22 protein-coding genes are annotated in these 24,134 nt (G+C 73.6%); 9 read left to right on the top strand and 13 right to left on the bottom strand.

What is annotated here, in order from left to right; translation table 11 throughout:
* Window positions 1–1,545 (bottom strand): NAD(P)/FAD-dependent oxidoreductase (locus tag ACFV9J_RS19990; protein WP_385355988.1); only part of this gene is annotated, 1,545 nt, incomplete at its 3' end.
* Window positions 1,546–1,730: 185 nt separating this feature from the next.
* Here ACFV9J_RS19990 and ACFV9J_RS19995 point away from each other — a divergent pair.
* Window positions 1,731–2,693, top strand: coding sequence for an LLM class F420-dependent oxidoreductase (locus ACFV9J_RS19995; protein WP_385355990.1), 963 nt, complete (start codon window positions 1,731–1,733; stop codon window positions 2,691–2,693).
* Between the two features lie 69 nt (window positions 2,694–2,762).
* Here the strand turns inward: ACFV9J_RS19995 and ACFV9J_RS20000 are convergent, their stop codons facing one another.
* A complete protein-coding gene (locus ACFV9J_RS20000) occupies window positions 2,763–3,296 on the bottom strand; it encodes a phage holin family protein (protein ID WP_385355992.1) in 534 nt (177 codons plus the stop codon).
* Window positions 3,297–3,376: 80 nt separating this feature from the next.
* Here ACFV9J_RS20000 and ACFV9J_RS20005 point away from each other — a divergent pair, with 80 nt between their 5' ends.
* Window positions 3,377–3,724 carry a VOC family protein gene (locus ACFV9J_RS20005; protein WP_385355993.1) on the top strand — a complete coding sequence of 116 codons (348 nt, stop codon included), beginning with the start codon at window positions 3,377–3,379 and terminating at the stop codon, window positions 3,722–3,724.
* A 35-nt stretch (window positions 3,725–3,759) separates the two neighbouring features.
* Here ACFV9J_RS20005 and ACFV9J_RS20010 read toward each other — a convergent pair whose 3' ends face one another.
* A complete protein-coding gene (locus ACFV9J_RS20010) occupies window positions 3,760–5,724 on the bottom strand; it encodes a DUF5107 domain-containing protein (RefSeq protein WP_385355994.1) in 1,965 nt (654 codons plus the stop codon).
* 156 nt (window positions 5,725–5,880) lie between these two features.
* Between ACFV9J_RS20010 and ACFV9J_RS20015 the strand changes: the two genes are divergently transcribed.
* Window positions 5,881–6,243: a DUF6204 family protein gene (locus ACFV9J_RS20015; RefSeq protein ID WP_385355996.1), complete on the top strand. Its 363-nt coding sequence runs from the start codon at window positions 5,881–5,883 to the stop codon at window positions 6,241–6,243.
* On the opposite strand, the gene ACFV9J_RS20020 is transcribed toward ACFV9J_RS20015, so the two are convergent.
* The 6 genes from ACFV9J_RS20020 to ACFV9J_RS20045 all read right to left on the bottom strand — a co-directional run bounded on the left by ACFV9J_RS20020 (window position 6,215) and on the right by ACFV9J_RS20045 (window position 12,807).
* On the bottom strand, window positions 6,215–6,814 hold the full coding sequence (locus ACFV9J_RS20020) for a GNAT family N-acetyltransferase (protein WP_385355997.1): 600 nt from the start codon (window positions 6,812–6,814) through the stop codon (window positions 6,215–6,217). The two genes, ACFV9J_RS20015 and ACFV9J_RS20020, sit on opposite strands and share 29 nt — an antisense overlap.
* Window positions 6,815–6,823: 9 nt before the next feature.
* Entirely contained in the window at window positions 6,824–7,765 is a 942-nt protein-coding gene (locus ACFV9J_RS20025) for an LD-carboxypeptidase (RefSeq protein WP_385355998.1), read from the bottom strand.
* The gene (locus ACFV9J_RS20030) at window positions 7,762–9,768 is read right to left on the bottom strand and encodes a prolyl oligopeptidase family serine peptidase (protein ID WP_385355999.1); all 2,007 of its coding nucleotides are present in this window, start codon (window positions 9,766–9,768) and stop codon (window positions 7,762–7,764) included. Before ACFV9J_RS20030 ends, ACFV9J_RS20025 begins: the two co-directional genes overlap by 4 nt.
* Window positions 9,769–9,809: 41 nt before the next feature.
* Window positions 9,810–11,135 carry a M20/M25/M40 family metallo-hydrolase gene (locus ACFV9J_RS20035; protein ID WP_385356001.1) on the bottom strand — a complete coding sequence of 442 codons (1,326 nt, stop codon included), beginning with the start codon at window positions 11,133–11,135 and terminating at the stop codon, window positions 9,810–9,812.
* Window positions 11,128–11,961: a M55 family metallopeptidase gene (locus ACFV9J_RS20040; RefSeq protein ID WP_030178507.1), complete on the bottom strand. Its 834-nt coding sequence runs from the start codon at window positions 11,959–11,961 to the stop codon at window positions 11,128–11,130. Before ACFV9J_RS20040 ends, ACFV9J_RS20035 begins: the two co-directional genes overlap by 8 nt.
* 123 nt (window positions 11,962–12,084) lie before the next feature.
* Window positions 12,085–12,807, bottom strand: a complete 723-nt coding sequence (locus ACFV9J_RS20045; protein ID WP_385356003.1) for a class I SAM-dependent methyltransferase — start codon at window positions 12,805–12,807, stop codon at window positions 12,085–12,087.
* A 208-nt stretch (window positions 12,808–13,015) separates the two neighbouring features.
* On the opposite strand from ACFV9J_RS20045, the gene ACFV9J_RS20050 reads away from it, so the two are divergent.
* Window positions 13,016–13,267 carry a hypothetical protein gene (locus tag ACFV9J_RS20050; protein WP_385356005.1) on the top strand — a complete coding sequence of 84 codons (252 nt, stop codon included), beginning with the start codon at window positions 13,016–13,018 and terminating at the stop codon, window positions 13,265–13,267.
* On the opposite strand, the gene ACFV9J_RS20055 is transcribed toward ACFV9J_RS20050, so the two are convergent.
* The 3 genes from ACFV9J_RS20055 to ACFV9J_RS20065 all read right to left on the bottom strand — a co-directional run bounded on the left by ACFV9J_RS20055 (window position 13,264) and on the right by ACFV9J_RS20065 (window position 18,982).
* The gene (locus tag ACFV9J_RS20055) at window positions 13,264–15,768 is read right to left on the bottom strand and encodes a SpoIIE family protein phosphatase (protein WP_385356006.1); all 2,505 of its coding nucleotides are present in this window, start codon (window positions 15,766–15,768) and stop codon (window positions 13,264–13,266) included. The two genes, ACFV9J_RS20050 and ACFV9J_RS20055, sit on opposite strands and share 4 nt — an antisense overlap.
* A gap of 145 nt (window positions 15,769–15,913) precedes the next feature.
* Window positions 15,914–18,388, bottom strand: coding sequence for an MFS transporter (locus ACFV9J_RS20060; protein ID WP_385356008.1), 2,475 nt, complete (start codon window positions 18,386–18,388; stop codon window positions 15,914–15,916).
* Between the two features lie 150 nt (window positions 18,389–18,538).
* A complete protein-coding gene (locus ACFV9J_RS20065) occupies window positions 18,539–18,982 on the bottom strand; it encodes an SRPBCC family protein (RefSeq protein WP_385356009.1) in 444 nt (147 codons plus the stop codon).
* A gap of 159 nt (window positions 18,983–19,141) precedes the next feature.
* Between ACFV9J_RS20065 and ACFV9J_RS20070 the strand changes: the two genes are divergently transcribed.
* From ACFV9J_RS20070 to ACFV9J_RS20090, 5 genes are all read left to right on the top strand, one after another.
* Window positions 19,142–20,188 carry an Rv2578c family radical SAM protein gene (locus tag ACFV9J_RS20070; protein WP_385356011.1) on the top strand — a complete coding sequence of 349 codons (1,047 nt, stop codon included), beginning with the start codon at window positions 19,142–19,144 and terminating at the stop codon, window positions 20,186–20,188.
* A gap of 64 nt (window positions 20,189–20,252) precedes the next feature.
* On the top strand, window positions 20,253–20,552 hold the full coding sequence (locus tag ACFV9J_RS20075; protein WP_385356012.1) for a putative quinol monooxygenase: 300 nt from the start codon (window positions 20,253–20,255) through the stop codon (window positions 20,550–20,552).
* A gap of 179 nt (window positions 20,553–20,731) precedes the next feature.
* A complete protein-coding gene (locus ACFV9J_RS20080; protein WP_385356013.1) occupies window positions 20,732–22,321 on the top strand; it encodes an alpha/beta hydrolase in 1,590 nt (529 codons plus the stop codon).
* A gap of 70 nt (window positions 22,322–22,391) precedes the next feature.
* Window positions 22,392–22,790 (top strand): RidA family protein, encoded by a 399-nt coding sequence (locus ACFV9J_RS20085; protein WP_385356014.1) that lies wholly within the window; start codon window positions 22,392–22,394, stop codon window positions 22,788–22,790.
* The gene (locus ACFV9J_RS20090) at window positions 22,787–23,332 is read left to right on the top strand and encodes a GNAT family N-acetyltransferase (protein ID WP_385356016.1); all 546 of its coding nucleotides are present in this window, start codon (window positions 22,787–22,789) and stop codon (window positions 23,330–23,332) included. The genes ACFV9J_RS20085 and ACFV9J_RS20090 overlap by 4 nt, the downstream gene beginning before the upstream one ends.
* 48 nt (window positions 23,333–23,380) lie before the next feature.
* Here the strand turns inward: ACFV9J_RS20090 and ACFV9J_RS20095 are convergent, their stop codons facing one another.
* Entirely contained in the window at window positions 23,381–23,974 is a 594-nt protein-coding gene (locus tag ACFV9J_RS20095; protein WP_385356018.1) for an adenylosuccinate lyase, read from the bottom strand.
* Window positions 23,975–24,134 lie beyond the last annotated feature (160 nt).

Genomic DNA, 24,134 nt, shown 5'->3' on the forward strand with positions numbered 1-24,134 from the left:
CGCGGGCTCGTCGCTGTGCTGCTTCTTCGCGGGCTCGCCGCCAGGCTGCCCCTTCGCGGGCTCGTCGCTGTGCTGCTTCTTCGCGGGCTCGCCGCCAGGCTGCCCCTTCGCGGGCTCGTCGCTGTGCTGCTTCTTCGCGGGCTCGCCGCCGGGCTGCTTCTTCGCCTCGTCGCCGTCGGCATGCTTCCCGGCGGTCCCGGCGGTCCCGGCGGTCCCGGTCTCCTTCCCGGTCCGTTCAGGACGCCCCGGCACCCGCGCGACCTCCGGTGACGCCGACTCCAGCGGCACCGACCAGGACCGTACGAGGCCCAGCTGAACGGCCTGCCGGGGCAGCACCGCGTCGAGCAGCCAGTCGGCGGCGACCCGCACGCGGTTGCCCGGCATCGCCGCGAGGTGGTAGCCGCGGGTGACCGCACCCGCCGCCGGGCCGGACATCGGCAGGCCGAGCGGGTTGGCCGCGGCCTTGGCGCCGCCGAGGTCCACGACGAACCCCATGTCACGGTGGCGGTAGGCCCGCCGCTGCCCGCGGCCGAGCGAGGCGACGACGTTGTGGGCGCAGACCTTGCCGTGCCGCCAGGCGTGCTGCGCGGTCATCGGCGTGTACTGGCCCGGCTGGTTCAGATCGGGCACCGCCGCCACGTCACCGCAGGCGAACAGCTCGGGCCGGCCCGGCACCTGGAGGTGGGGGTCGACGAGCAGCCGGCCGCGTTCCATGGGCAGCCCCAGGGACTCCACCAGCGGGTCGGGCCGCACGCCCACGCACCACACGAGTGTGCGGGTGTCGACGGTGGACCCGTCGGTCAGGACGACCCCGTCGTGCGTGGCCTCCTTCACGGAGGTCCCCATCCGCACGTCGACGCCCCGCTGCCGCAGGACCCGCTCGGCGGTGCGGGAGAGCCGTTCGTCCATCTCGGGCATGACCCGCGGCGCCACGTCGAGCAGCATCCAGCGCGGCCGCATGCCGGTCCGCATCGGATGCCTGCGGACCTGTGCGTCGGTGTACATCGCGCCGTGCGCGGCGACCTCGGTGCCGGTGTATCCCGCGCCGACCACGACGAAGGTGCACCGGGCGGCGCACTCCGCCCGGTCGGTCGCCGCTGCGGCCAGCTCCACCTGCCGGGTCACGTGGTCGCGCAGGTAGAGCGCCTCCGGCAGCCCGCGGAAGCCGTGCGCGTGCTCGGCGACGCCGGGGATCGGCAGCAGTTTGTTGACGCTGCCCGCGGCGAGCACCAGCCGGTCGTAGGCCAGGGTGCCCTCCTCGCCCTCCGGGCCGGTGTAGTGCACGGTGCGCCCGTCGAGGTCGATGCCGTCGGCCTCGCCGAGCACCAGCCGGACGTGCGGCAGCGTGCCCGACAGGGACACGCTGACCCGGCGCGGTTCCAGGATTCCGGCGGCGACCTGGGGCAGCAGGGGCAGGTAGAGGAAGTAGTCGGTCGGGTTGAGCAGGGTGATGTCGGCCTGGTGCCGGGTGAGCCGGGACAGGGTGCGGGCCGTCCGGTACCCGGCGAAGCCGGCACCGACGATCACGATGCGGGGTCGGCTCACGGTTCGCCTCCGGGCTGTCGCGTACCTCGTGAGCCTTCCGCGTCCCCTGGGCCGGGGCGCCCAAACGTCCGCGGGGAAGTCGCGGCACGCCCGCGGGGAAGCCGCCGGGCCGCCGGTTTCCGGCACCGCGCCCGGGTACCCGGCCCCCGGACCCACCCCCGCTCCCTGTCCGGAGGCACCCCCTCATGCCCGAGTACGGCTATTTCCTCTCGTGCGAACAGTACGGTCCCGCGGAGCTGATCGAGCAGGCCCGGATGGCCGAGCAGGCCGGATTCCAGGCGCTGTGGATCTCCGACCACTACCACCCCTGGAACGGCGAACAGGGCCAGAGCCCGTTCGTGTGGTCGGTGATCGGCGCCCTGTCCGACGCCGTGTCGCTGCCGATCGAGACGGCGGTGACCTGCCCGACCGTGCGCATCCACCCGGCGGTGGTGGCGCAGGCCGCGGCGACCAGCGCGGTGATGACCGACGGCCGGTTCCGGCTGGGCGTCGGCACCGGCGAGGCACTGAACGAGCACATCTTCGGCGACGCCTGGCCGGCCGCGCACATACGCCTGGAGATGCTGGAGGAGGCCATCCTGATCATGCGCCGGCTGCTCACCGGCGAGGAGGTCAACCACCACGGCACCCACTACACGGTGGAGAACGCCCGTCTGTACACGGTGCCCGACGAGCCGGTCCCGATCGACATCTCGGGCTTCGGCCCGGCGGCGACGAAGCTGGCGGCCCGGGTCGGCGACGGCTACATCACGATGATGCCGGACGCCTCGATGGTGGAGCAGTACCGCAAGGGCGGGGGCGGCGGGAAGCTGGTCAGCGGCGGCACCAAGGTCTGCTACGACACCGACAAGGACGCGGCCGTGCGCACCGTGCACCGGCTGTGGGCCAACGAGCAGTTGCCCGGCGAGCTGGGTCAGGTGCTGCCCTCGCCGAAACACTTCGAGCAGGCGCAGACCCTGGTCACCGAGGACATGGTCCGCGACAGCCGGGTGTGCGGCGACGACGTGGACGAGCACGTGGCGGAGCTGAAGCAGTTCGCCGACGCCGGTTTCGACCGGGTCTACGTCAACCAGATCGGCCCGGACCTGCGCGGCTTCTTCGACCTCTACCGCACCAAGGTGCTGCCGCAGCTCCAGCAGGGCGCCTGACACGCGCGAAGGACATGGGTACGCCCGCACGGACGCCGTCCGTGCGGGCGTACCCCGGTGCGCGGCCGGTCAGCCGCGAGGGCGCTTGTTCTCGGGGTCGAGGTCGTCCTGGCGCGGTGCCGCGGGACCGGTGCCGCCCGGTGCGGGTGTGCCCGCGCCCGGGGCGCCGGTCGCGCCGCCCACACCGCCGGGAGCCACGGGTGGCATCGGCGGGTACGGCACACCGAGTCCGCCCGGGGGCGCGGCGGGCGCGCCACCGCCGGGGACGTGGTCGTGCCCGGCGGTGCCGGGTGCCGAACCCGGGCGCGACGGGTGCGGCCGGGCCGCACCCCGCAGCAGATACGCCACGACGGCCAGGAGGGCGGCCGTGATCAGCGCGGCGGCCCAGCCCGGGAGCGCGAGGGCGAGCGCCAGTCCCACGGCCAGCGCGACGGCGGCGCCCGCGTAGAGGGCGGCGGTGCCGGACGCGGCGTACAGCGTGGCCTTGCGGCGCTGCCTGCGGGTCTGTTCTCGCAGTTCGTCGCGCACGGTCTCGCGTGCCACCTGCGCCAGTTCGTCGACCAGTTGCCTGTCCAGGTGTTCCAAGTGATCCATGCGGTCCATGGGTTGCGGGTACCCGCCGGTCCGGCTTCCATGGCCGGACCGGGAGTGGGCGCCCGGCCGACCCAACTAGGCTCGTCCGTATGGACATTCTGGGAGCCACACTGCGCATCTACGTCGACGACCTGGACAAGGCGATCCCCTTCTACGAGGGTCTGGCCGGCGGCGAGGCCCTCCGCTTCGAACGCGGCGGCGTCCAGGTCGCCGCCATCGGCTGCTTCCTGCTGATGAGCGGGCCCGAGTCCCAACTCGAGGTGCTGCGCAAGGTGGCCGCGACGATCGCCGTGTCGGACGTCGAGGAGACCCGTCACGTACTCGGCTCGCTGGGCGCCGACATCATCGCCGGCCCGGTCGCCACGCCCGGGGGCCGCAACCTGATCGCCCGGCACCCGGACGGGGCGATCTACGAGTACGTGGACCGGCAGCAGTAGGGCCCCGGCACGTCACCCGAGGGGCCGGGCGGGGCTCACTCCCCGTCCGGCCACATCCGGAAGTCGTAGCGGGCCGGGAGCGGTGCGTCGTCCAGCCGCGCCCACAGCAGACCGATGCCGTCGGCGCCCTCCCTCAGGTCGGCGACCTCGAAGCCCTCGGCGAACACGGCACGCGCGTCCTCGCGCCGGCCCTCCGCGGCCAGCAGCTCGGCCTCGGTCAGCCGGTACCGGCCGCGGGCCCGCGTCGCGGGGTCCAGCCGGTCCCACACGGTCCGGGCGTCCACGATGCGCCCGGCCGCGAGCAGCGCCCCGATCGCGTCCCGGCCCAGCGCGGCGGTGACGGCCGCCCATCGCCCGTCCCCCTTCTCCGCCGCGTCGGTCCGGCGTGCGCACAGGTCGTCGAAGGCCTCCGTGTACCGGTCGGCGGCGCGCTCGCCGTGGCCGTCCTCCTGGTCGGCGACGGCGAGGCAGCGCAGCAACGGCCAGCGGTCCGTGGCGGACTTGAGGCCGCGCTCCCAACTGCGCACGGCCTGCGCCCGGTCGTCGCCGTGCCACTGGGCGACCCCGAGGTGGTACTCGGCGAGGGGGGTGGCGGCCGTGGTCTCCAGCATGTCCCGCCAGGGCCGGGCGACCAGCGTCCCGCCGGGCGGCTGGTGGTGTTCCGGTTCAGGCAGCGACCCGGCGCGCAGCAGGTGCAGCCAGGGCCGCTGCTCCTCGCCGAGGGTGTCCTCGTCGAAGGGTGTGCCGGGCAGCTTCCAGCCGGTCCGCAGCACTTCCAGCGCGCCCCAGCCCGACCCGGTGGCCAGGCGTTCGCCGGGCTCGGTGTCGGCGTACGGCCGCCAGGCGTCGTACGCGGCGTCGACGTCGGCCCGCGGCAGGGCGGCCTCCAGCCGGTCCTCGGCCCGGCGCAGCGCGGTGTGCCAGTCGCCCTCCGGCGAGGCGTCGAGCGGCCCGTACGCCTCCAGCCAGGACACCTCGCTCTCCGCCTCCAGCCTGACGTGTTCGAGCTGGGTGCGGACGAGTCCGGCCTGGATCTCGCAGTAGCCGCCGGTGCCGGGTTCGGTGAGCCACTCCTGCCAGCGGCGTCCGCCGGGACCGGTGCCCCACACGAACAGCTTGCGGCCGCGCAGCAGGTCGGTCGAGGTCTGCACCAGTCCGTGGCCGTCCTCGTCGAGCGCGGCGATCCAGCGGCGCCGGCCGTCCGGCACCTCGTAGAAGTAGTCGGCGGCGTAGGTGCTGTTCAGCGGGTACGTCCGGTCGGCGCCGTCGTACTCGGGCACCGGGACCCGGCGGAGCCTGCGCTCGTACCCGAACTGCCAGGCCTCGTCGGCGGGGGCGAGGACGCGGCGGTCCTCGGGGACGGCGATGTTGGACCACCAGTAGGTGGGCGCCGGGCGCTCGTGCGGGTTGCGGATGCGGGCGCCGACGTAGAGGAAGTCCGAGCCTTCCGGGAGCCACAGGTCGACCTGGAAGGGCAGGTCGCGCAGCCGCTCCCACTCCCACAGGCGCAGCATCTCCCCGCCGTCGGGGGCGGGGACGCGCGCGGCGTGCACGGGCGAGCAGGACAGGGTGGTGTGGCCGGTGGCGCCGATGTTCCATTCGATGCCGCCGGAGAACCAGGCGCCGTTGAGGGCGAAGTTGGCGGGCTGGAGGACCGGGTTGACGTAGAGCAGTTCGCGGTCGGTCGGCTTGTGGTGGAGGGAGGCGATGCGGCCACCCAGGCCCGGCAGGACGGTGGCCCGCAGCCGTTCGTTCTCGATGACGAGGGCGTCCAGCCCACGCGGTTCGCGCCCGCGGCCGTAGCCGTCCCGGACCTGGGCGGGCAGCAGGCTGCGCAGGGGCTCGTAGCCGATCTGGCGGGCCATGTCGCGCGGCAGGCCCGCCCGGTCCCGGTCGTCGATGCGGTGGGCCTCGTCCAGGGGGCGCAGCGGCGGCAGGGGGTTGTCCGGCCCCAGCGGCGCGGCGGGCAGGGTCAGTACCTCGCGTCGGATCGTCGTCACGGTTCCCCATGGAAGCCGCTCCCCGACTCGGTGAACAGGGGCTCCGCCGGGCGGGCCGGGGCGACGTGACTCACGTTTAATCCGCTGTGGCGCGGTGCGGGCGCAGGCTTAGGGTCGGGCGGTCGGCGCGCGTACGAAGACGAAGGAGAGACGCACGTGAGTGAGCAGTCCGTCAGTGAGCGGCACACCTACCGGGTGATCGTCCGGGGCACCTGGGAGGATTTGACCGAAGTCGCCCGTGCCCGGTTGCTCGCCGAGGCGGGCGAGCACGGGATGGCGAGCATGCGGTTCACCGAGGAGGGGTCGCTGTCCTACGAGCCCGCGCCGCTGAAGCACTTCTCGATGCGTTACGTGGTGGTGTCGGACGCGGCGGACGGCGAGGAGATGGCGGGCGCGATCGCGGAGGACCGGGCGGAGGGCGTGCTGCGCGGTCTCGGCTACGGGTTCCGCGATCTGAGGTCCACGGTGACGGACCTCGACACGATGAAGATCAACCGGAAGTCACGGTCTCGGCGGTGATCGCCCAGCGCTGGTGGTCGCGCCAGGCGCCGTCGATGTAGAGCATCCTCGGTGAGAAGCCCTCCAGGTGGAAGCCGCAGGCGCGGGCCAGTGCGATCGAGGCGGCGTTGCCCGGCTGGACGTTGATCTCCAGCCGGTGCAGCCGCATCGGCCCGAACGCGTACCGCACCACGAGGTCCAGCCCCTCGCGCATCAGCCCCCGGCCGGCCGCGTGCGCGAAGGCGCCGTAGCCGAGCGCGCCGCTGAGGAAGCCGCCCTCGACGATGTTGTTGATGTTGACGAACCCGGCGATGGAGCCGCCGTCCGGCACCGGGGCCGCCACCCCGTCCGCCCCGTCCGCCGCCTCCGTGCCCTTCTCGCACACCAGGAACCCGGCCTTGGTGCGGTCCTCGATGAGCCGGCCCGCGTAGGCCTCGTACGCCTGGACGCTCTCCGGCGGGAAGAGCCAGGGGTGGTGCAGGTCCTTGCTCTGGCGTACCCGGGCGGTGAACTCGGCGGCGTCCGCGTGGCTGAAGTGCCGGATGCCCACGCGCGGGCCCTCGGCGAGGTGGCGGGGCGGGGTGTGCGGCATGGGGTCAGCCTACGCCGGGCGGCACAGCGCCGGCCGGTCCAGCGTCAAGGTGCCCGCGTCCGCGTCGAGTTCCGCCGGGACGCCGAACGGGACGGTCAGCGCCCCCTCGCAGTGCCCGAACCCGAAGTCCTCGACGACCGGCACGCCGAGGCCGCCGAGCCGGTCGGCCAGCAGGGGCCGCAGCCGTTCGTAGGGCTCGCACTCTGCCCACGAGCCGAGCAGCACGCCGCCGACCCCGTCGAGCCAGCCGGCGCGCAGCAACTGCGTGAGGTAGCGGTCGATGCGGTACGTCTCCTCCCCCACGTCCTCCAGGCACAGCAGCCCGCCGCGCGCGCAGGGCCGGGCGTGCGGGGTGCCCAGGTCGGCGGCGAGCAGCGCGAGGCAGCCGCCCAGGGTGACGCCCCGGGCCCGGCCGGGCACCAGCGGTGTGCCGCCGGAGGTGATCACGCGGACCGTCTCCGGGGCGAACAGGGTGGCCCGCAGGTGCTCCTGGGCCCGGGCGTTCTTGATGAAGTCGATCCCGGCCGCCATCGGTCCGTGCAGGGTGACCAGGCCGAGGCGGGTGGCGAACGCCTCGTGCAGCGCGGTGATGTCGCTGAAGCCGACGAACACCTTGGGACCGGCCGCGCGCATCGCCTCCCAGTCGAGCAGGTCCACCATGCGCTGGACGCCGTATCCGCCGCGGGCGCACAGCACGGCGTCCACGGCCGGGTCGCACCAGGCGGCCTGGAGGTCGGCGGCCCGGTCGGCGTCGGTGCCCGCGAGGTAGTCGAAGGTGCTGTGCCGGTCCAGGACGTGCGGCGCCACGACCGGGTCGAGGTCCCAGCCGCGCAGCACGTCGAGCCCCGCCTGCAGCCGCTCCTCGGGCACGGGGCCGCTGGGCGCGACGACGGCCACCCGGGCGCCGGGGGCGAGCCGGGGCGGACGGACCAGCTCCCGCACCCGGCTCATCGGGTCAGCTCCAGGACCGGGACGCCGGGCGGGGTCAGCCCGAAGACCTGGGCGTAGAGGGACAGCTCCGCCTCCAGGGCGCGCACCATGGTCTCCGCGCGGCGGAATCCGTGCCCCTCGCCCTCGAAGGCGAGGTAGGCGTGGGGTACTCCGCGGCCCGCCATGCGGTCGAGGAACCGCTCGCACTGCACGGGTGGGCAGATCACGTCGTCCAGCCCCTGGAGCAGCAGGAACGGGGCGGTGACGCGCTCGGCGTGCTCGGCGGGCGACCGGTCGGTGTAGCGGTCCGGGACCTCGGCGTACGGGCCGATCAGGCTCTCCAGGTACTGCGACTCGAAGTCGTGGGTCTCGCCGGTCCCCCAGCCGGTCAGGTCGAGGATCGGGTAGCTGATCGTGCCGCAGGCGTAGACGTCGGTGGTGGCCAGTGAGGCGGCGGACGTCCAGCCGCCGGCGCTGCCGCCGCGCACGGCGAGCCGCGCCCGGTCGGCGGTGCCCTCGTCGGCGAGGGCGAGGGCGACGGCCGCGCAGTCCTCGACGTCGACCACGCCCCACTGCTCGCGCAGCCGGTTGCGGTACTCCCTGCCGTGGCCGCTGGAACCCCCGTAGTTGACCTCGGCGACACCGATGCCGCGGGAGGTGAAGTAGGCGATCTCCAGGTCGAGGACGAGCGGGGAACGGCTGGTGGGGCCGCCGTGCGCCCAGATGACGTACGGCGGCAGCTCGCCGTCCGGGGCCCGGCAGCCGGGGTGGTGCGGCGGGTAGAGGTGGGTGTGGATCTCCCGTCCGCCCGGTCCCGTGAAGGTACGGATCCGCGGCCGCGGGTAGAACTCCGGGTCCGTGGCGTCCTCGTGCGGGGCGCCGATCACCCGGGCGCGGCCGGTGCGGGCGTCCAGCTCGACGACCTCGTATCCGCTGTGCGGGCTCGCGCCGACGGCGACGACCTTCCCCCACCCTCCGGGCGGGGGGACCCCCATCTCGCTTCGCTCGCCGTACGCGGCGAGGGTGGGCGCGAACTCCGTCCAGGGGCCCGCCGCGTCGACGACCTCGCCGGTCTCGGGGTCGAGTATGCCGAGGACGGCGGCGCCCCGGCCGTGCAGAACCGCGATCAGGCCGCTGTCCAGGGGCGCGAACCAGCGCTGCCCGAGCTTCCACAGCGGCCCGCCGAACTCCTCCTCGCGGGGGCACAGCGGCCGCCCGTCGCGGTAGAGGTTCCACCAGCCGGTGCGGTCGGAGGCGTACAGCAGCGTGCCGTCCGGGGCCCAGTCCGCCTGGGCGATCGACTCCTCGGGCCCGCCGGCGACGGTCCGGGCCTCCTGGAAGGTGCCCTCGGGGCCGACCTCGGCGACGATCAGCTCGGTGCCGTCCCAGGGCATGCGGGGGTGGTCCCAGGCCAGCCAGGCGGCGCGGCGCCCGTCGGGCGAGAGGCGGGGTCCGGTGACGAAGCGGTGCCGCTCGGGGGCCAGTTCACGGACCGCGCCCCGGTCGTCGGCCGCGGAGCCGTCCAACGGCACCGCCACCGGCACGCGGCGCAGGTCGGTGGGCCCCTCGCCGGTGAACTCCTCCAGGACGCACCACACCTCGCCGCGCTCGGGACGCGGATCCGGCTCGATCCAGCGCAGCCCGCCGCCCACCGCGGACAGCGGCGTCAGCGGCCGCGGCTCGCCGTCGCCCGGGGTGCAGGCGTACAGCCGCTGGTCGGCGAAGTTCACGAAGACCACCAGCGGGCCGGAGTCGGTCGTGGCCGCGCCCCAGGGCCGGCCGCCGTACTCGATGACGCGGCTGCGCACGTTCCACGGCGCGGGCAGCACCGGCTCCTCGGTGCCGTCGGCGTGGCGCCGCACCAGGGTGCGCCGCCCGCCCTCGGTGGGCCGGGGGGCGGTCCACCACACCTCGTCACCGACGAATCCGACGTCGTCGGGCCGTCCGTCGTGCGCGGCGGCGAGGGCCGCGTCGACGGGCGAGGGCCACGATCCGTATGACAGAGTCCGCACTGACTCCCCCATTTCTCCTCCAGCTGCTTGCTCGTCCGGGCGGTGCCGGGGTCTTACGCCGTGCGCAGGAAACGGTCGAGGACATGGACTCCGAAGTGCAGCGCCTCGACCGGGACCCGTTCGTCCACGCCGTGGAAGAGGGCCTGGTAGTCGAAGCCCTCGGGCAGCTTCAGCGGCGCGAACCCGTATCCGGTGATGCCGAGCCGGGAGAACTGCTTGGCGTCGGTGCCCCCGGACATGCAGTACGGCACGACGTGCCCCTCGGGCGCGAACTCCTCCACGGCCGCACGCATCCGGGCGTACGTCGGCGAGTCCACCGGAGCCTGGAGGGCCACCTCGCGGTGGACGAACTCCCAGTCCACGTCCGGCCCGGTGAGTCGGTCGAGGGTGCTGCGGAACTCGTCCTCGGCGCCGTACAGGAACCGCCCGTCGACGTGGGCGACGGCCTCTCCCGGGATGACGTTGACCTTGTACCCGGCGTCCAGCATGGTCGGGTTGCTGCTGTTGCGGACGGTGGACTCGACCAGCTTGCCCGCCTGGCCGAGCTTGTCCAGCAAGGCGTGGACGTCGCTCAGGTCGGTCTCGATGCCGTAGACGGCGGCGATCTCGGTCAGGGCCGCGCGCACGGTCGGGGTCAGGCGCAGCGGCCACTCGTGGGCGCCGATACGGGTGATCGCGGCGGCGAGCCGGGTGATCGCGTTCTGACGGTTCACCTTCGAACCGTGTCCGGCGCGCCCGCGCGCGGTGAGCTTGAGCCAGCCGGTACCCCGCTCACCGGCGGCGATGGGGTAGAACTGCCGCCCGGCCCCGTCGTGGAAGGTGAAGGCCCCGGACTCGCTGACGCCCTCGGTGCAGCCCTCGAACAGGGCGGCGTGCCGGTCGGCGAGGAAGCCGGAGCCGTCCTCGGCGCTGGCCTCCTCGTCCGCGGTGAAGGCGATCACCACGTCCCGCCGGGGCCGCACGCCCCGCCGGGCCCAGTCTCGGACGACGGCGAGGATCATCGCGTCCATGTTCTTCATGTCGACCGCGCCGCGTCCCCAGACGACGCCGTCGCGGATCTCCCCGGAGAACGGGTGCACGCTCCAGTCGGCGGCCTCGGCGGGCACCACGTCCAGGTGTCCGTGGACCAGCAGCGCGTCGGCCGACGGGTCGGTGCCCTCGATGCGGGCCACGACGTTGGTGCGGCCCGCGGTCCGCTCCAGGAGTGTGGGCTCGATCCCGGCCTCGGCGAGCCGCGCGGCGGCGTACTCGGCGGCCGGCCGCTCCTGGCAGTCGCCGCCGCCGCGGTTGGTGGTGTCGATCCGGATCAGCTCGGAGGTGAACCGGACGACCTCGTCCAGCGCCTGCGCGCCCGTGTCGGTGCCCGTGTGCTCAGCCATACTGCTCCTCCACCGCCGCCGAGACGATCGTCGTGACCGCCTTGAACGTCCGGATCGCCTCGAACATCGTGTCGTGGGTGTACGCCACCTTCCGCTCCCCGACCTGTGCCACCCCGGGCACCACGGTCGCGGCCGCCGCCAGGTGCTCGGCGTCGAACTCCAGGGCGAGGGTGAACGGTCCGCCGCTCACCGGCTCGTGCCGCACCGCGAGCGCGGCGGCCTCCTTGGCCGCGGCCCGGATGTCGGCGGCGGTCCTGGCGGGCGTACGGCACACCGCCGCGTATCGCGACACATGGTCCTTGACCGCGACCTTGCGCGCCTCGGGCGCGTACCCGAGCGCGTCCTCGCAGGCCACGTCGTCGCCGGTGACCAGGACCACGGGCACTCCGTACTCGGCGACCACGTGGGCGTTGAGCAGGCCCTCGCTGGCCCGTACGTCGTTCAGCCAGACGCCGGTGAGCTGGTTGGCGAGGTAGGTGTGGGCGAGGACGCCCTCCATGCCGGCGCCCGCGTGGTACCCGATGAACGCGATGCCGTCCACGTCTCCGTGCTGGACGCCCTCCACCATGGACAGCGCCTTGTGCCGCCCGGTGAGCATCTCGGTGCGCTCGTCGAGCCGCTCCAGGAGGAGGTTGCGCATGCTCCAGTGCGCCTCGTTGACCAGCACCTCGTCGGCTCCGCCGTCGAAGAAGCCGAGCACGGCCGCGTTCACGTCCGAGGTGAACATCGACCGGCACCGCTCCCACTGCGGCGTCCCCGGCAGCACGTCGGCCGGCCAGGTGACGCCGGTGGCGCCCTCCATGTCGGCACTGATGAGGATCTTCATGGCCCGAACCGTACGCGCTGCCCGGCCACCTCTGCCAGGGCTGTGGATAACCACCGGTGGTCTGGACCACTAAAAGGGGCCCGTACGGCCTACGATCAGCGCTTTCTCGGAAGTCCCCGCTCCCTAGGCGGTACCCGCCACCACCCACGTCGACGGCAGTTCGATGCGGGTGCCGTCCGCCGTGTACTCCGTGGTGACCAGCGGGAGTTCACCGCTCGCCAGGACGGCGAGGCCCGCCGCGCGGAGGTGCTCGGGCACCGCTTCGTCGGGGACGGCGCCGGGGGTCAGACCGTGGCGCAGGACGGGGGCGAGTTTGGCGGGCGGCCCCTCGGGCCCCTGGGCCAGGCCCATCAGGACGGTCTTGGCCGCCTGGGAGGGCTCGACCAGGAAGGCGCGGCCGCGTTCGCCGAGCAGCGCGGCGAGTGCGTCGGCCAGGGGCTGCCGGTCGTCGGGCTCGCACTGGTGCAGGACGCCCCGGACGTAGACGTTGGCGTCGCCCAGCTCCGCGTGCAGCGCCTGGGCCTCGGCCTTGTCGGCGGCGTCCAGTTGCCGGTACGCGGCCAGTCCGGCCGGGTCGGCGTGGCGGGCGTGGCCGAGCGCGGCGGCGGAGAGGTCGGCGCCGACCACGTGCGGGAAGCGTTCGGCGAAGTAGCGGGTCTGGGTGCCGTTGCCGCAGCCCAGGTCGATCAGCGGCAGGGCGGGGTCGGCCAGGTGCGGCTCGAAGTGGGCCAGGTGGCGACCGGCGGTCAGCGTCGGCTCCGCGTCCCAGAACACCGCCCCCCGGTCCCCGGAGGCCTCGTTCCAGAAGCCCTCCCAGGCGTCCCGGTACCGACTCGTCACGCTCATGCCCGTCTCCCCAGGTGCGACGCCGTACGACCCGCCGACGACGGGTCCGTACGGTGTATCGCGCCCGGCGCACGGCCACAAGCGCCGGGCGCATTCCTTCACCGGTAGTTCGCGCCGGGCGGATTCGGCCGCCGGGCCCGATCGGGTAACTTGCAGACGGTCGGCCCGGTCCGGGCGACGCGGGCGGCAACCGGGGCGGGGGGACGGCATGGGGGTCGGAAGGTATCGGGACATCGAGGTCGCGGACATGCCACCGGTGCTCGCCGCCGTCCTCGGCGTGCTCCTCCTGGGCGTGTTCTGCGGCGTCATCTGGTACTTGACCAGGCTGGACCATACGAAGCTCAGGGACCCGCGGGCTCGTGCGCGGGCCGAGCGGCGCAAGAAGAGCCGACGCCGGCAGCGCGAACTGCGCACCCGCCGCGAGTCCCTGCAGCGCAAGGCGGCGCGGCGCTCTCGCTAGCGGTGCCGGGCGGGCAGGGTCAGTTCGAACCACACCGTCTTGCCCGCGCCGGTGCGGCTGGCGCCCCATTCGCGGGCGAGGGTGCTGACGACGCGCAGACCGCGCCCGGTCTCGTCGTCGGGGCCCGCGCTCTTGAGCGTGGGCAGTTCGTGGTCGTCGTCGTCCACCTCGCACAGCAGCGTGTCGGCGCGTACCAGGCGCAGCGCGACGGGGCGGGCGTGGGAGTGCCGTACGGCGTTGGTGGCGAGTTCGCTGACCATCAGCTCGGCGGGGGCCGCCAGCTTCGGCAGCCCCCAGTCGTGGAGCTGCTCGCGGACCGCCGCGCGGGCGCGGCCCACCTCCGCCGGGTCGCGGCCGAGGCGCCACTCGGCGACGGCGTCGGGCTCGACGCCGGTCAGCCGGGCCATCAGCAGGGCGACGTCGTCCTTGCGGCCGCCGCCGGTGCCCAGGGCGCGGATGATGGTGTCGCAGGCGTCGTCCATGGACGCGGCCGGGTGGGCGGCGGACTCGCAGAGGGTAGCGAGGCCGACGCCGATGTCCTCGCCGCGCACCTCCACCAGGCCGTCGGTGCACATCACCAGCCGGTCACCGGGCGCCACGGGGACCCGGACCGACTCGAAGGGCACCCCGCCGACGCCGATCGGCGCACCCGTCGGCAGGTCGATCAGCTCGCTGGCGCCGTCCGCGGCGCGGACCAGGACGGGCGGGATATGGCCGGCGTTGGCGAGGTGCAGTTCCCCGGCGATGGGGTCGTACACGGCGTACAGGCAGGTCGCGAGGTGGGTGTCGCCGAGCCGCTGGGCGAGGTCGTCGAGGTTGCGCAGGAGCTGGGCCGGCGGCAGGTCGAGGCCGGCCATGGTCTGGACGGCAGTGCGCAACTGGCCCATCATCGCGGCCGAGTTGAGACCGTGCCCCATGACGTCGCCGACGACGAGGGCGGTGCGGGCGCCGGGCAGCTTGACCGCGTCGAACCAGTCGCCGCCGACCCGGCCGAGCAGCGTGCCCGGCAGGTAGCGGGTGGCGATGTCGCAGCCGGCCAGCCGCGCGGGGATGTGCGGGAGCATGCTGTCCTGGAGCGTCTCGGCGACGTTCTCCTGGTGGGTGTACATGCGCGCGTTGTCCAGGACGAGGCCCGCGCGGGCGGCGAGTTCGGCGCCGGTGACGCGGTCCATGTCGTTGAAGACGGGCCGCTCCGGGTGCCGGAGCAGGATCATGAAGCCGAGGACGACGGTGCGGGCCTTCAGCGGCACCAGCAGCATCGAGCGGCCCGTGATGAGCGGCCGGATGTCCCGCTTCTCGAACTGGGAGGCGATGGCGTGGCCCATCTCCTCGGTGATGCGGGGCACCAGGACCGGCTCACCGGTGGTCATGCACTGGAAGAAGGGGGTGTGCGCCGGGAAGGGCATGGCCTCGCCGACCGGTACGACGTCGTCCCAGCGGCCGGGTTCGTCGGTGTGTTCCAGGGCGACCCGGTGCCACATCGTCGTCGTGTCGGGCGCGCCGTCGGGGAAGCCCTCCCCGGCCACGACCTGTTCCCGCAGATAGGTGCCGGCGACGTCGGTGAAGCGCGGGACGACCGCCCGGCTCACCTCGACGATGGTCCGCGAGAGGTCCAGCGAGGTGCCGATCGCGCCGCTGACCTCGTTGAGGAACTCCAGGCGTTCGCGGACCGCGGCGTACTCCAGGTCCTCGGCCTCGTCCCGCAGCTCGTCCGGCACCGGTTCACCGGCCGCCAGCGCCCGCGCGGCCCGTTCCCGCCGCGCCCGGCGCTCGGCCCGCCGGGGCACGCCCCAGTCGGGGGTGACGGGCACCCGGTCGTGCTGGCTGAACTCCAGTACGGGATAGCCCAGTTCGAGGACCTGCGCGACGATGCGGGCGCTCTCGCCGACGCTCATGCTGGGCAGGATCTCGGGGAGCCGGCGGGCGAGGTCGTCGGCACCGGGGAAGTCGGTGTGCAGGGCGAACGCGGGTGCGATCCGCTCGACGACGGCCGGCCCGGCGCCGTCGTCTGCCCCGTCGGCGCAGTCCCGCCGCAGCCCGTCCGCGTCGGCGGCCAGCACGAGCAGCCGCTCCGGACCGGGGCCCACCAGGGGGTAGGCCCACCAGAGCACGTCGACGCGGTCGTCGGCCCGCACGGTCAGCCGGGCGCGGCCCGCGGCGGGGTAGGACAGCCGCCCGTCGAGGGAGGACTCCAGGCCGGGCCCCAGGCCGTCGTGGGCGGTGTAGGAGCGGTAGGGGTCGTCGTGCCCGGCGCCGTCCGGTTCCGTGTCCTCGGGAAGCACGCCCGAGACGGGCAGCAGATCGGGGGCGGGCCGTCCGATCGCCTCTTCCTTGGGCAGGGCGAACAGCCGCCGTGCGCCACGGCTCCAGTGGGACACCAGTCCGTCGCGGTCCACCACGACGACGGCCAGCGGGACGCGGCCCGTCACGGGGTCGGCCGGCACGGTGCCGGGTCCGGCACGGTGGCCGGGAGGTGCGTCCCGCTCGGTGCCATGGTCCATGGCGTCAGGCCCTCTCTGCCCACGGCTCCGCAAGATCTGTGTCGCCGTCACCACCGTACGGGGGTGGCCGGTGACCATGTGCGGCAACGGGGGAATTGGTGACGCGCGAACACACCGGCGCGCGCCCGCGCGCCGGTGGCCGGTCTCAGTCCTCGTGGCCGAGTTGCAGGTCGCGCTCCGTCCGGCCGCCGCCGGCCACCTGGAGCACGGTCGCGACCGGCGGGTAACCGGCGGCGATGACGGTGTACTCGCCGGACGACAGGTCCACGAACCGGAACGTGCCGTCCGGGCCGGTGGTGAGGGTGTCCACCACGTTGCCCGCGGCGTCGAGCAGCGTCACGCGCGCGTCCTCGACGATCCGTCCGCCACTGGCCCGCACGGTGCCGCGCAGCACGGCGCCGCCGGCCAGTTCGACGTCCTGGCGGGTCTCGCGGGCGGCCTGCACGCTGACCGGCAGGGCGGCCGGGCGGAAGGCGGGGGCGCTGGCGGCGAGGGTGTACTCGCCGGCCACCAGCTCCGTGATGACGTAGCCGCCCTCGCGGCCGCTGCGGGTGGTGGAGACGACCTCGCCGTGGACGTTGGTGAGGGTGACGGTCGCGTCGCGCACGGGGCTGCCGTCGGCGGTCATGACGCTGCCCGCGAGGCGTCCGGCCCCGCCGAGGACCACGTCCAGTTCCACCGGGCGTTCGCCGACGGTCACGGAGACGGCCTGCGGCTGGTGGCCGCCGGCCGCGGCGATCAGGACGTACGCCCCGGAGCCGGGCGTGGCCAGCGCGTACCGTCCGTCGTCGCCGCTGGCGCCCCGGCCGATCTGCTGTCCGCCGACGTCGATGAGGGTGAGCGCCGCGCGGGGCACGACGGTGCCGTCGGGGTGCTGCACCGTGCCGCAGACGGGGATGCCGCCGGCGTAGGGCGACCGGGCCGGCGGGACCTGGGCGGCCGGCTGCGGCTGCGGGGGGTGCTGGGCGTGCTGGGCGTGCTGGGCGTGCTGGGCGGTCTCCGGGTCGGTGACGGGGGCGTTGTGGGACACCAGGGGTTTCTCCTTGAGGAAGAGGGCGATGAGGAGCCCGAGGACGAGCACCGGCACCAGGTAGAGGAAGATCCGCGGCATGGCGTCGGCGTACGCCCCGATGTAGGCGTCGCGCAGCGCCGGGGGCAGGGAGTGGACGAGCTGGGGGGTGATGGCCTCGGCGTCGGGGAGGTCGACTCCCGCTTCGGCGGGGATCCGGTCGGCCAGGGCGTCGGTGAGCCGGCCCGCGAAGAGGGTGCCGAAGACGGCCGCGCCGACGCTGCCGCCGATCTGCCGGAAGTAGTTGTTGGCGCTGGTGGCGGTGCCCAGGTCGGTGGGGCGCACCGAGTTCTGGACGGCGAGGACCAGGACGGGCATCACCAGGCCGATGCCGGCGCCGAGGACCGCCATCCAGATGCTGTAGTGCAGCCGGGAGGTGTCGGTGCCGAGGCGGGAGAGCAGCCACATGCCGACGACGGACAGCGCGCTGCCGAGGATCGGGTGGATCCGGTAGTGACCGGTACGGCTGATGAGCTGTCCGGAGATGATCGAGGCGCCGACGACGCCGCCCATCATCGGCAGCATCAGCAGGCCGGACTCGGTGGCGGTGGCGCCGTCGACCATCTGGAGGAAGGTCGGCAGGTAGCTGGCGGCGCCGAACAGGGCGACGCCGACGACGAGGCCGACCAGGGCGGTGATGTTGAAGATGGAGTCCCGGAACAGGCGCAGCGGGATCAGGGGTTCGGGCGCGAAGTGCTCGGCGACCAGGAAGAGCAGGGTGGCCGCGACCGCTCCGGCGCCGAGGCCGAGGATGACCCGCGAGCCCCACGCGTACTCGGTGCCGCCCCAGCTGGTGAGCAGCACCAGGCAGGTGGAGGCGGCGGCGAGCAGCAGGGCGCCGAGGATGTCGAGGCGCGGCTTGACCCGCGGCCTGGGCAGCTTGAGGACGACGGCGACGACGGCCATGGTGACCAGGCCGAAGGGCACGTTGATGTAGAAGCACCAGCGCCAGGAGAGGTGGTCGGTGAAGTAGCCGCCCAGGAGCGGCCCGGCGACCGAGGCGAGTCCGAAGGCGGCGCCGATCAGGCCCATGTACCGGGCGCGTTCGCGAGGCGGCACGATGTCCGCGATGATCGCCTGGACGCCGATCATCAGGCCGCCCGCGCCGACGCCCTGCACCGCGCGGAAGGCGATCAGCTGGTCCATGGTCTGCGCGCGTCCGGCGAGCGCGGAGCCGACGACGAAGACCAGGATGGCGAACTGGAAGACGCCCTTGCGGCCGAAGAGGTCGCCGAGCTTGCCGTAGATGGGCAGTCCGACGGTCGAGGTGAGCAGGTACGCGGTGATCGCCCAGGACATCTTGTCCAGACCGTGCAGCTCACCGACGATCTTCGGCAGCGCCGTGGCGACGATCATCTGCTCCAGGGCGGCGAGCAGCAGCGCCAGCATCAGCCCGACGAAGACCAGCCGCACCCGGCGCGGGCTCAGCCCCGCGTCCCGCGCCCCGTCCGGCCCGGGAACGGGAGGCCCAGGAGGTGCCTGGGCCGCGACGACCGGTTCGTCCTGTGCGGAATCCCTTACCGGGTCCTGCACCAGAGTGATCCCGCCCACGTACCGCTCCCCTCGTCACACCTGCTCACATTTGCCGCCTGAGGCGACAACTGCGAACAAGTGCGACGAGTTACGGACGTACGGCGGGTTCGCGCGGAGATCACTCGAACCGGTGAGGCGACCAACAGCCGCCCCGTGTCTGCCCCTTGGCTACTTCTCTACCTCGGCGGCGAGCTTGGCGAGCAGGGCGTCGTAGATCCGGGCGAGGCCCTTGGGGGCGAAGGTCTTCTCGAAGAAGCCGCCGACGCCGCCCGCGCCCTGCCAGGCGGTGAGCACGACGACCCGGGACTTGCCCTCGCCCGCCGGGGTGACCCGCCAGGTGGTGACCATGGAGGAGTTGCGGTCCTTCTCGACCAGCTCGCCGTCGGTCGGCTCGGTGACCTCCAGCAGGCAGTCACGGACGCGCTTGCTGGTGGCCTGGAGCTTCCAGTGCACGAGGGTGCCCTCGCCGTCGCCGCCCTCCCGGACCTCGTACTCGCTGAAGTGCTCGGGCAGCAGCTTCTCGCGGGTGCCGCTGTAGTCGGCGAGGGTGTCGAACACCGTCTCCGCGTCCGCTGCGACGATCCGCTCCGTCGTCGCCTCGACCTGCGCCATCGGGTTCCTCCAGGGCCTGGTTCTCGGGTTCGGGGCAAGCCAACCACCCCGCCGCCCGGCCACCAAATCGGGGGGCGCGAAGCGGCCCCGCGCGACTCGTCCGCACGATCAAGGGAACAACTGTTCTATTGTGTCGCCAGTGCTACCGAGGAGGCCTCAATGCGCTGGGAGAACCTCACGGACTCCGACCACGCCCGCGCGGCGGACACCGCGCTGTTCGGCGCGGACGCCGTCGTCACCCGCACGTTCGACACGCCCGAGTTCAGAGGCATCACCTTCCACGAGGTGCGGGCCCGCTCGATCCTGAACCGGGTGCCGGGGGCCTCGCGCATGCCGTTCGAGTGGACGGTGAACCCCTACCGGGGCTGCACGCACGCGTGCGTGTACTGCTTCGCGCGCAAGACCCACGGCTACCTGGACCTCGACACGGGGCTCGGCTTCGACTCCCAGATCGTCGTCAAGGTGAACGCGCCCGAGCTGCTGCGCCGCCAGCTCGCCTCGCGCCGCTGGCAGGGCGAGCACGTCGCGATGGGCACCAACGTCGACTGCTACCAGCGCGCGGAGGGCCGCTACCGGCTGATGCCGGGCATCATCGAGGCCCTCACCGAGCGGGCGAACCCCTTCTCGATCCTCACCAAGGGCACGCTGATCCTGCGCGACCTGGACCTGCTGACGCGGGCGGCCCGGGTGACGGACGTGGGCATCTCGGTCTCGGTCGGCTTCACCGACGCGGAGCTGTGGCGCACCGTGGAGCCGGGCACCCCGGCCCCGGAGCGCCGGCTGGAGGTCGTCCGGACCCTCGGCGAGCGCGGCATCGGCTGCGGGGTGCTGATGGCACCGGTCATCCCCTTCCTCGGCGACGAACCGGCCCAGCTCAGGGCCACCGTGCGAGCCGTCGCCGCCGCCGGCGCCACCTCGGTCACACCCCTGGTGCTGCACCTGCGGCCGGGGGCCCGCGAGTGGTTCATGGCCTGGCTCGGGCAGCACCACCCGCACCTGGTCCGCCGGTACGAGCGGCTGTACGCGGACGGCGCCTACGCCCCGAAGTGGTACCAGCGCAGGATCACGCGTCAGGTGCACGACTTGGCCCGCGAGTACGGCATCGGTCCCGCGCGCGCGGGGATGCCGCGAAGGATCGCGGAGCCGGAGCACTCGCACCCGGCCGAACCCGCGCCTCCGGAGCCGGTGCAGCTTTCCCTCATCTGACAGCCTTCGGGTACGCGCTCCGGCCGGAGAAGCCGGCCCCGCCCAGAGTGAAAGGGATCCCTCCATGACCTACGGCTGCATCGCTTCGATGAAGACCCGGCCCGGCCTCCGCGACGAGGTGGTCTCCCTTCTCCTGAGCGCCGCCGACGGTCTGCGGGACGCCGGATGCGAGCTTTATCTCGTGGGTCTGTCCGAAGACGACGAGACGACGATCTGGGTGACCGAGGTGTGGCGGACCCGGGAACATCACGACGCCTCGCTGGAACTGCCCGAGGCGAAGGACGCGATCGGCCGGGCCATGCCCATGCTGACGGGGGAGTTCACCAAGCAGGAGCTGTCGGTCGCGGGCGGGCTCGGGCTCTGACGGCACCGTGAGCCCACCCGGAGCGGCCGAGTAAGAGCATTGGAGGGCATCTTCCGACCCAATCGGGTCAAGTATGGACAGGTCTCGTTCTTCCGAAGGCGCTCCCCGGGACGATCCGGCGAGGACCGCGACCCGCGCGGACCGCAGCCCCGCCGTCCTGGGAGTCCTGGGAGAACGCCATGAGACAACGCGCAGCCGTGCTGTGCGGCGCCGCCGTCATCGCCGCCGGGACCGTCACCGCCGTCCCCGCCGACGCGAGCGCACCACGGTCCACGCACCCCGCACCCGCGGCGCCCGCGGCGGGCCCGCACTGGGAGAAGTGCGCCACGGAGGACTACCCGACGCTCCAGTGCGCGTCCCTGGAGGTGCCGCTCGACCACGCGCGTCCGCGCGGGAGGCAGATCACGCTGGCGCTGTCCCGCGTCCCGCACACCGCCAGGACGTACCAGGGCCCCTTGCTGGTGAACCCCGGCGGTCCCGGAGGCAGCGGGCTGACGCTCGCCGGGTTCGTGGCGTCGTCGCTGCCCGCGAAGGTGGCCGCCCAGTACGACGTCATCGGCTTCGACCCGCGCGGCGTGGGGAAGAGCACTCCCGCGCTGAACTGCCGGCCGGGTCACTTCGACCCCGTGCGTCCCGACTCGCTGCCGGACACGCCGGACGTCGAGCAGGCCAACCTCGCCCGCGCGAAGTCCTTCGCCGACGCCTGCGGCCAGAAGTACGCGGACGTGCTGCCGTACATCGACACGGTCGACGCGGCGCGGGACGTGGACGCGATCCGCGCGGCGCTCGGCGCGGAGAAGCTCAACTACTTCGGCTACTCGTACGGCACCTATCTGGGCGCCGTCTACGCCAAGCTCTACCCGCAGCGGGTGCGGCGGCTGGTCCTGGACTCCGTCGTCGGGCCGGACGACGTCTGGTACGACGCCAACCTCAACCAGGATCTCGCCTTCAACGACCGCCACCGGGCGTTCCTGGCCTGGATCGCCGAGCACGACGCGGCCTACGGTCTGGGCAGCGACCCCGAGCGGGTCGAGGCCTCCTGGTACGCCATGCGGACGGCGCTGGCCGAGCGGCCGGCCGGCGGGAAGGTCGGCGCCTCCGAGCTGGAGGACACCTACATGCCGGGCGGGTACTACAACGGCTACTGGCCCTACCTGGCCGAGGCGTTCGCCGCGTACGTGAACGACGAGGACACCGGCCCGCTGGTCGAGGCGTACGAGAACTTCGGTGCCCTGGACGCCTCCGGGGACAACGGCTACAGCGTCTACACCGCGGTGCAGTGCCGCGACGCCGCCTGGCCGCGGGACTGGGACGAGTGGCGGGACGACAGCTGGGACCTGTACGAGAAGGCACCCTTCATGGTGTGGAACAACGCCTGGTACAACGCGCCGTGCGCGTTCTGGCCCACGGGGTCCCGGCAGCCGGTGGACGTCGCCAACGGCGAGCTGCCCCCGGTCCTGCTGTTCCAGGCGACCGGCGACGCGGCCACGCCGTACGAGGGCGGCGTCGCCGCGCACCGGCTGCTGCGCGACTCCGCCCTCGTCGTCGAGGAGGGCGGCGGGAACCACGGCATCACGCTGAGCGGGAACGACTGCCTGGACGAGCACCTGGCCGCCTACCTGACCGACGGAACGGTGCCGCGCGGCGGCGGTGGCGAGGCGGACGCGGTGTGCCCGGCGCTGCCGGACCCGAAGCCGCTGGAGTACAAGGCGGCTTCCACGTCCTCGCGGGGTTCGACCCTGCACGGGCTGCTCGGCTTCCGCGGCTAGCCGTCCCGTCGTCGCACGTCGGGCGCACCCCGTCGGCGGCGTTGTCAGTGGCGTGGTCCACGATGGACGCATGAGTGAACTGACCAGGATCCCGGCCCCCGAGGGCGTCGCGCCCGCCGCGCAGTACACCCATGTCGTCCTCGGCACCGGTCGGTTCGTGGCCGTCTCGGGGCAGCTCGCCCTGGACGAGGACGGGTGGGTGGTCGGCGAGGGCGACCCCGCGGCCCAGGCCCGCCAGGTCTTCGAGAATCTGCGCCGGTGCCTGGCCTCGGCCGGGGCGGCCTTCGACGACGTGGTGAAGCTGACCTTCTTCGTCACGGACATGGCCCACATGGGCGCGATCCGCGCCGCCCGCGCCGAGCACATACCCGACGACCGGCTGCCGGCCGCCTCCGCGGTGCAGGTGGCCGCGCTGGTCCGGCCGGAGTTCCTGATGGAGATCGAGGCGTTCGCGGTCGTGGCGCCGTGAGCGGTCCGCAGGCGCGGGTGCCGGTGCGGGTGCGGGAGATGGCCCTCGCGGACTGCGACCGGGTGTCCCGGATCCGGGTCCGGGGCTGGCAGAGCGCCTACCGGGGCCTGATGCCGCAGCCGTACCTCGACGCGATGGATCCCGCCGCCGACGCCGAGCGCCGCCGCGCCCTGTTCGCCGGGCCCCCGGCGGGCTTGGTGAACCTGGTCGCCGAGGACGCGGGCGGCGAGGTCGTCGGCTGGGCCTGTCACGGTCCCTACCGGGACGGCGAGGCACGCACCGCGGACGCCGAGTTGTACGCCCTCTACGTCGACGCCGGACGGCTCGGCACGGGCGTCGGGCGGACGCTGATGCAGGAGTCGGTGCGCCAGTGCGAGAGCGCCGGGCACGCGCGCATGCTCCTGTGGGTGCTCAAGGGCAACGCCCGCGCCCGGCGGTTCTACGAGCGGGCGGGCTTTCGCCCCGACGGCGCCGAGGAGCCCTTCGAGGTGGAGGGCGTCGCGGTGCCCGAGGTGCGGTACGCCCGGCCGTTGAACGGCTGACGGAGCGTCACCACAAAGACCGGCACCGGCCCGGCACCGGCCGGTGCCTCACCGCTGCCCCGGGATGCGCGCCAGGGCCCGCACCGCCGCCTGCGCCAGCGCCGGGTGGGCGAGGGCGTCGTTCAGGACGGGGCCGGCACGGTCGTCGCCGAGGGCACCGAGTCCCTCGACGCAGGCGAGCGCGACGCGCCGGTACGGATCGTGCGGGCGCAGCCGCCGCTCCAGGGTGGTGATCAGCGCGGGCACCGCCTCGGGGGCCCGCAGTTCGACCAGCAGCCGTACCGGGTGCAGGGCGTAGGCGACCCGCAGTTCGTTGGTGGCGAGGGCCGCGGCCGCGCGGGCGGTACGCGGGTCGCCCAGGCGTGCCAGGGCGTGCGCGGCCGAGGCACAGCGGGGCGGGTCGCGGTGGTTCAGCAGGAGTACGAGCGACTCGAAGGCCCGCCGGTCCCCCGCCACCCCCAGCCGGAACGCGGCCAGTTCCCGGGCCCACAGCGGGTGTCCGGGCTCGGTGAGCACGGCGGCCAGCTCGTCCCGGTCCCCGGTCGCCACGAGCCGGTCGTAGACGGCCGCGGCTTCCGGAACACCCGACGCCGCCGACTCGGCCCGTAAGCGCTCCGTGAGCGCTCGCAACTCTTCGTCCATGACTCCGAGGTTAGGGGCGTCACACCCCGTCTGGGACGTACATCACGAACGTCGAGGGCTGGCGCGCTCGTTACCCGCGGGTTAACCTCAGACGAGCGGGTCACCCACCCGCGGCAACTCCTCACGGTGGTCTGGTGACGCAACCACCGGGAGGGCAGTC

The organism is Streptomyces sp. NPDC059906 (assembly GCF_042730645.1).
GTDB classification, from domain to species: Bacteria; Actinomycetota; Actinomycetes; order Streptomycetales; family Streptomycetaceae; genus Streptomyces; species Streptomyces rubrogriseus.

Coding starts and splice junctions, on each gene's coding strand:
- ACFV9J_RS20065 (WP_385356009.1), bottom strand. CDS start 18,982: ATGGCGCAGGTCGAGGCGACGACGGAGCGGATCGTCGCAGCGGACGCG.
- ACFV9J_RS20085 (WP_385356014.1), top strand. CDS start 22,392: ATGAGTGAACTGACCAGGATCCCGGCCCCCGAGGGCGTCGCGCCCGCC.
- ACFV9J_RS20080 (WP_385356013.1), top strand. CDS start 20,732: ATGAGACAACGCGCAGCCGTGCTGTGCGGCGCCGCCGTCATCGCCGCC.
- ACFV9J_RS20005 (WP_385355993.1), top strand. CDS start 3,377: ATGGACATTCTGGGAGCCACACTGCGCATCTACGTCGACGACCTGGAC.
- ACFV9J_RS20070 (WP_385356011.1), top strand. CDS start 19,142: ATGCGCTGGGAGAACCTCACGGACTCCGACCACGCCCGCGCGGCGGAC.
- ACFV9J_RS20020 (WP_385355997.1), bottom strand. CDS start 6,814: ATGCCGCACACCCCGCCCCGCCACCTCGCCGAGGGCCCGCGCGTGGGC.
- ACFV9J_RS20075 (WP_385356012.1), top strand. CDS start 20,253: ATGACCTACGGCTGCATCGCTTCGATGAAGACCCGGCCCGGCCTCCGC.
- ACFV9J_RS20025 (WP_385355998.1), bottom strand. CDS start 7,765: ATGAGCCGGGTGCGGGAGCTGGTCCGTCCGCCCCGGCTCGCCCCCGGC.
- ACFV9J_RS20000 (WP_385355992.1), bottom strand. CDS start 3,296: ATGGACCGCATGGATCACTTGGAACACCTGGACAGGCAACTGGTCGAC.
- ACFV9J_RS20035 (WP_385356001.1), bottom strand. CDS start 11,135: ATGGCTGAGCACACGGGCACCGACACGGGCGCGCAGGCGCTGGACGAG.
- ACFV9J_RS19995 (WP_385355990.1), top strand. CDS start 1,731: ATGCCCGAGTACGGCTATTTCCTCTCGTGCGAACAGTACGGTCCCGCG.
- ACFV9J_RS20055 (WP_385356006.1), bottom strand. CDS start 15,768: ATGGACCATGGCACCGAGCGGGACGCACCTCCCGGCCACCGTGCCGGA.
- ACFV9J_RS20050 (WP_385356005.1), top strand. CDS start 13,016: ATGGGGGTCGGAAGGTATCGGGACATCGAGGTCGCGGACATGCCACCG.
- ACFV9J_RS20040 (WP_030178507.1), bottom strand. CDS start 11,961: ATGAAGATCCTCATCAGTGCCGACATGGAGGGCGCCACCGGCGTCACC.
- ACFV9J_RS20045 (WP_385356003.1), bottom strand. CDS start 12,807: ATGAGCGTGACGAGTCGGTACCGGGACGCCTGGGAGGGCTTCTGGAAC.
- ACFV9J_RS20030 (WP_385355999.1), bottom strand. CDS start 9,768: ATGGGGGAGTCAGTGCGGACTCTGTCATACGGATCGTGGCCCTCGCCC.
- ACFV9J_RS20095 (WP_385356018.1), bottom strand. CDS start 23,974: ATGGACGAAGAGTTGCGAGCGCTCACGGAGCGCTTACGGGCCGAGTCG.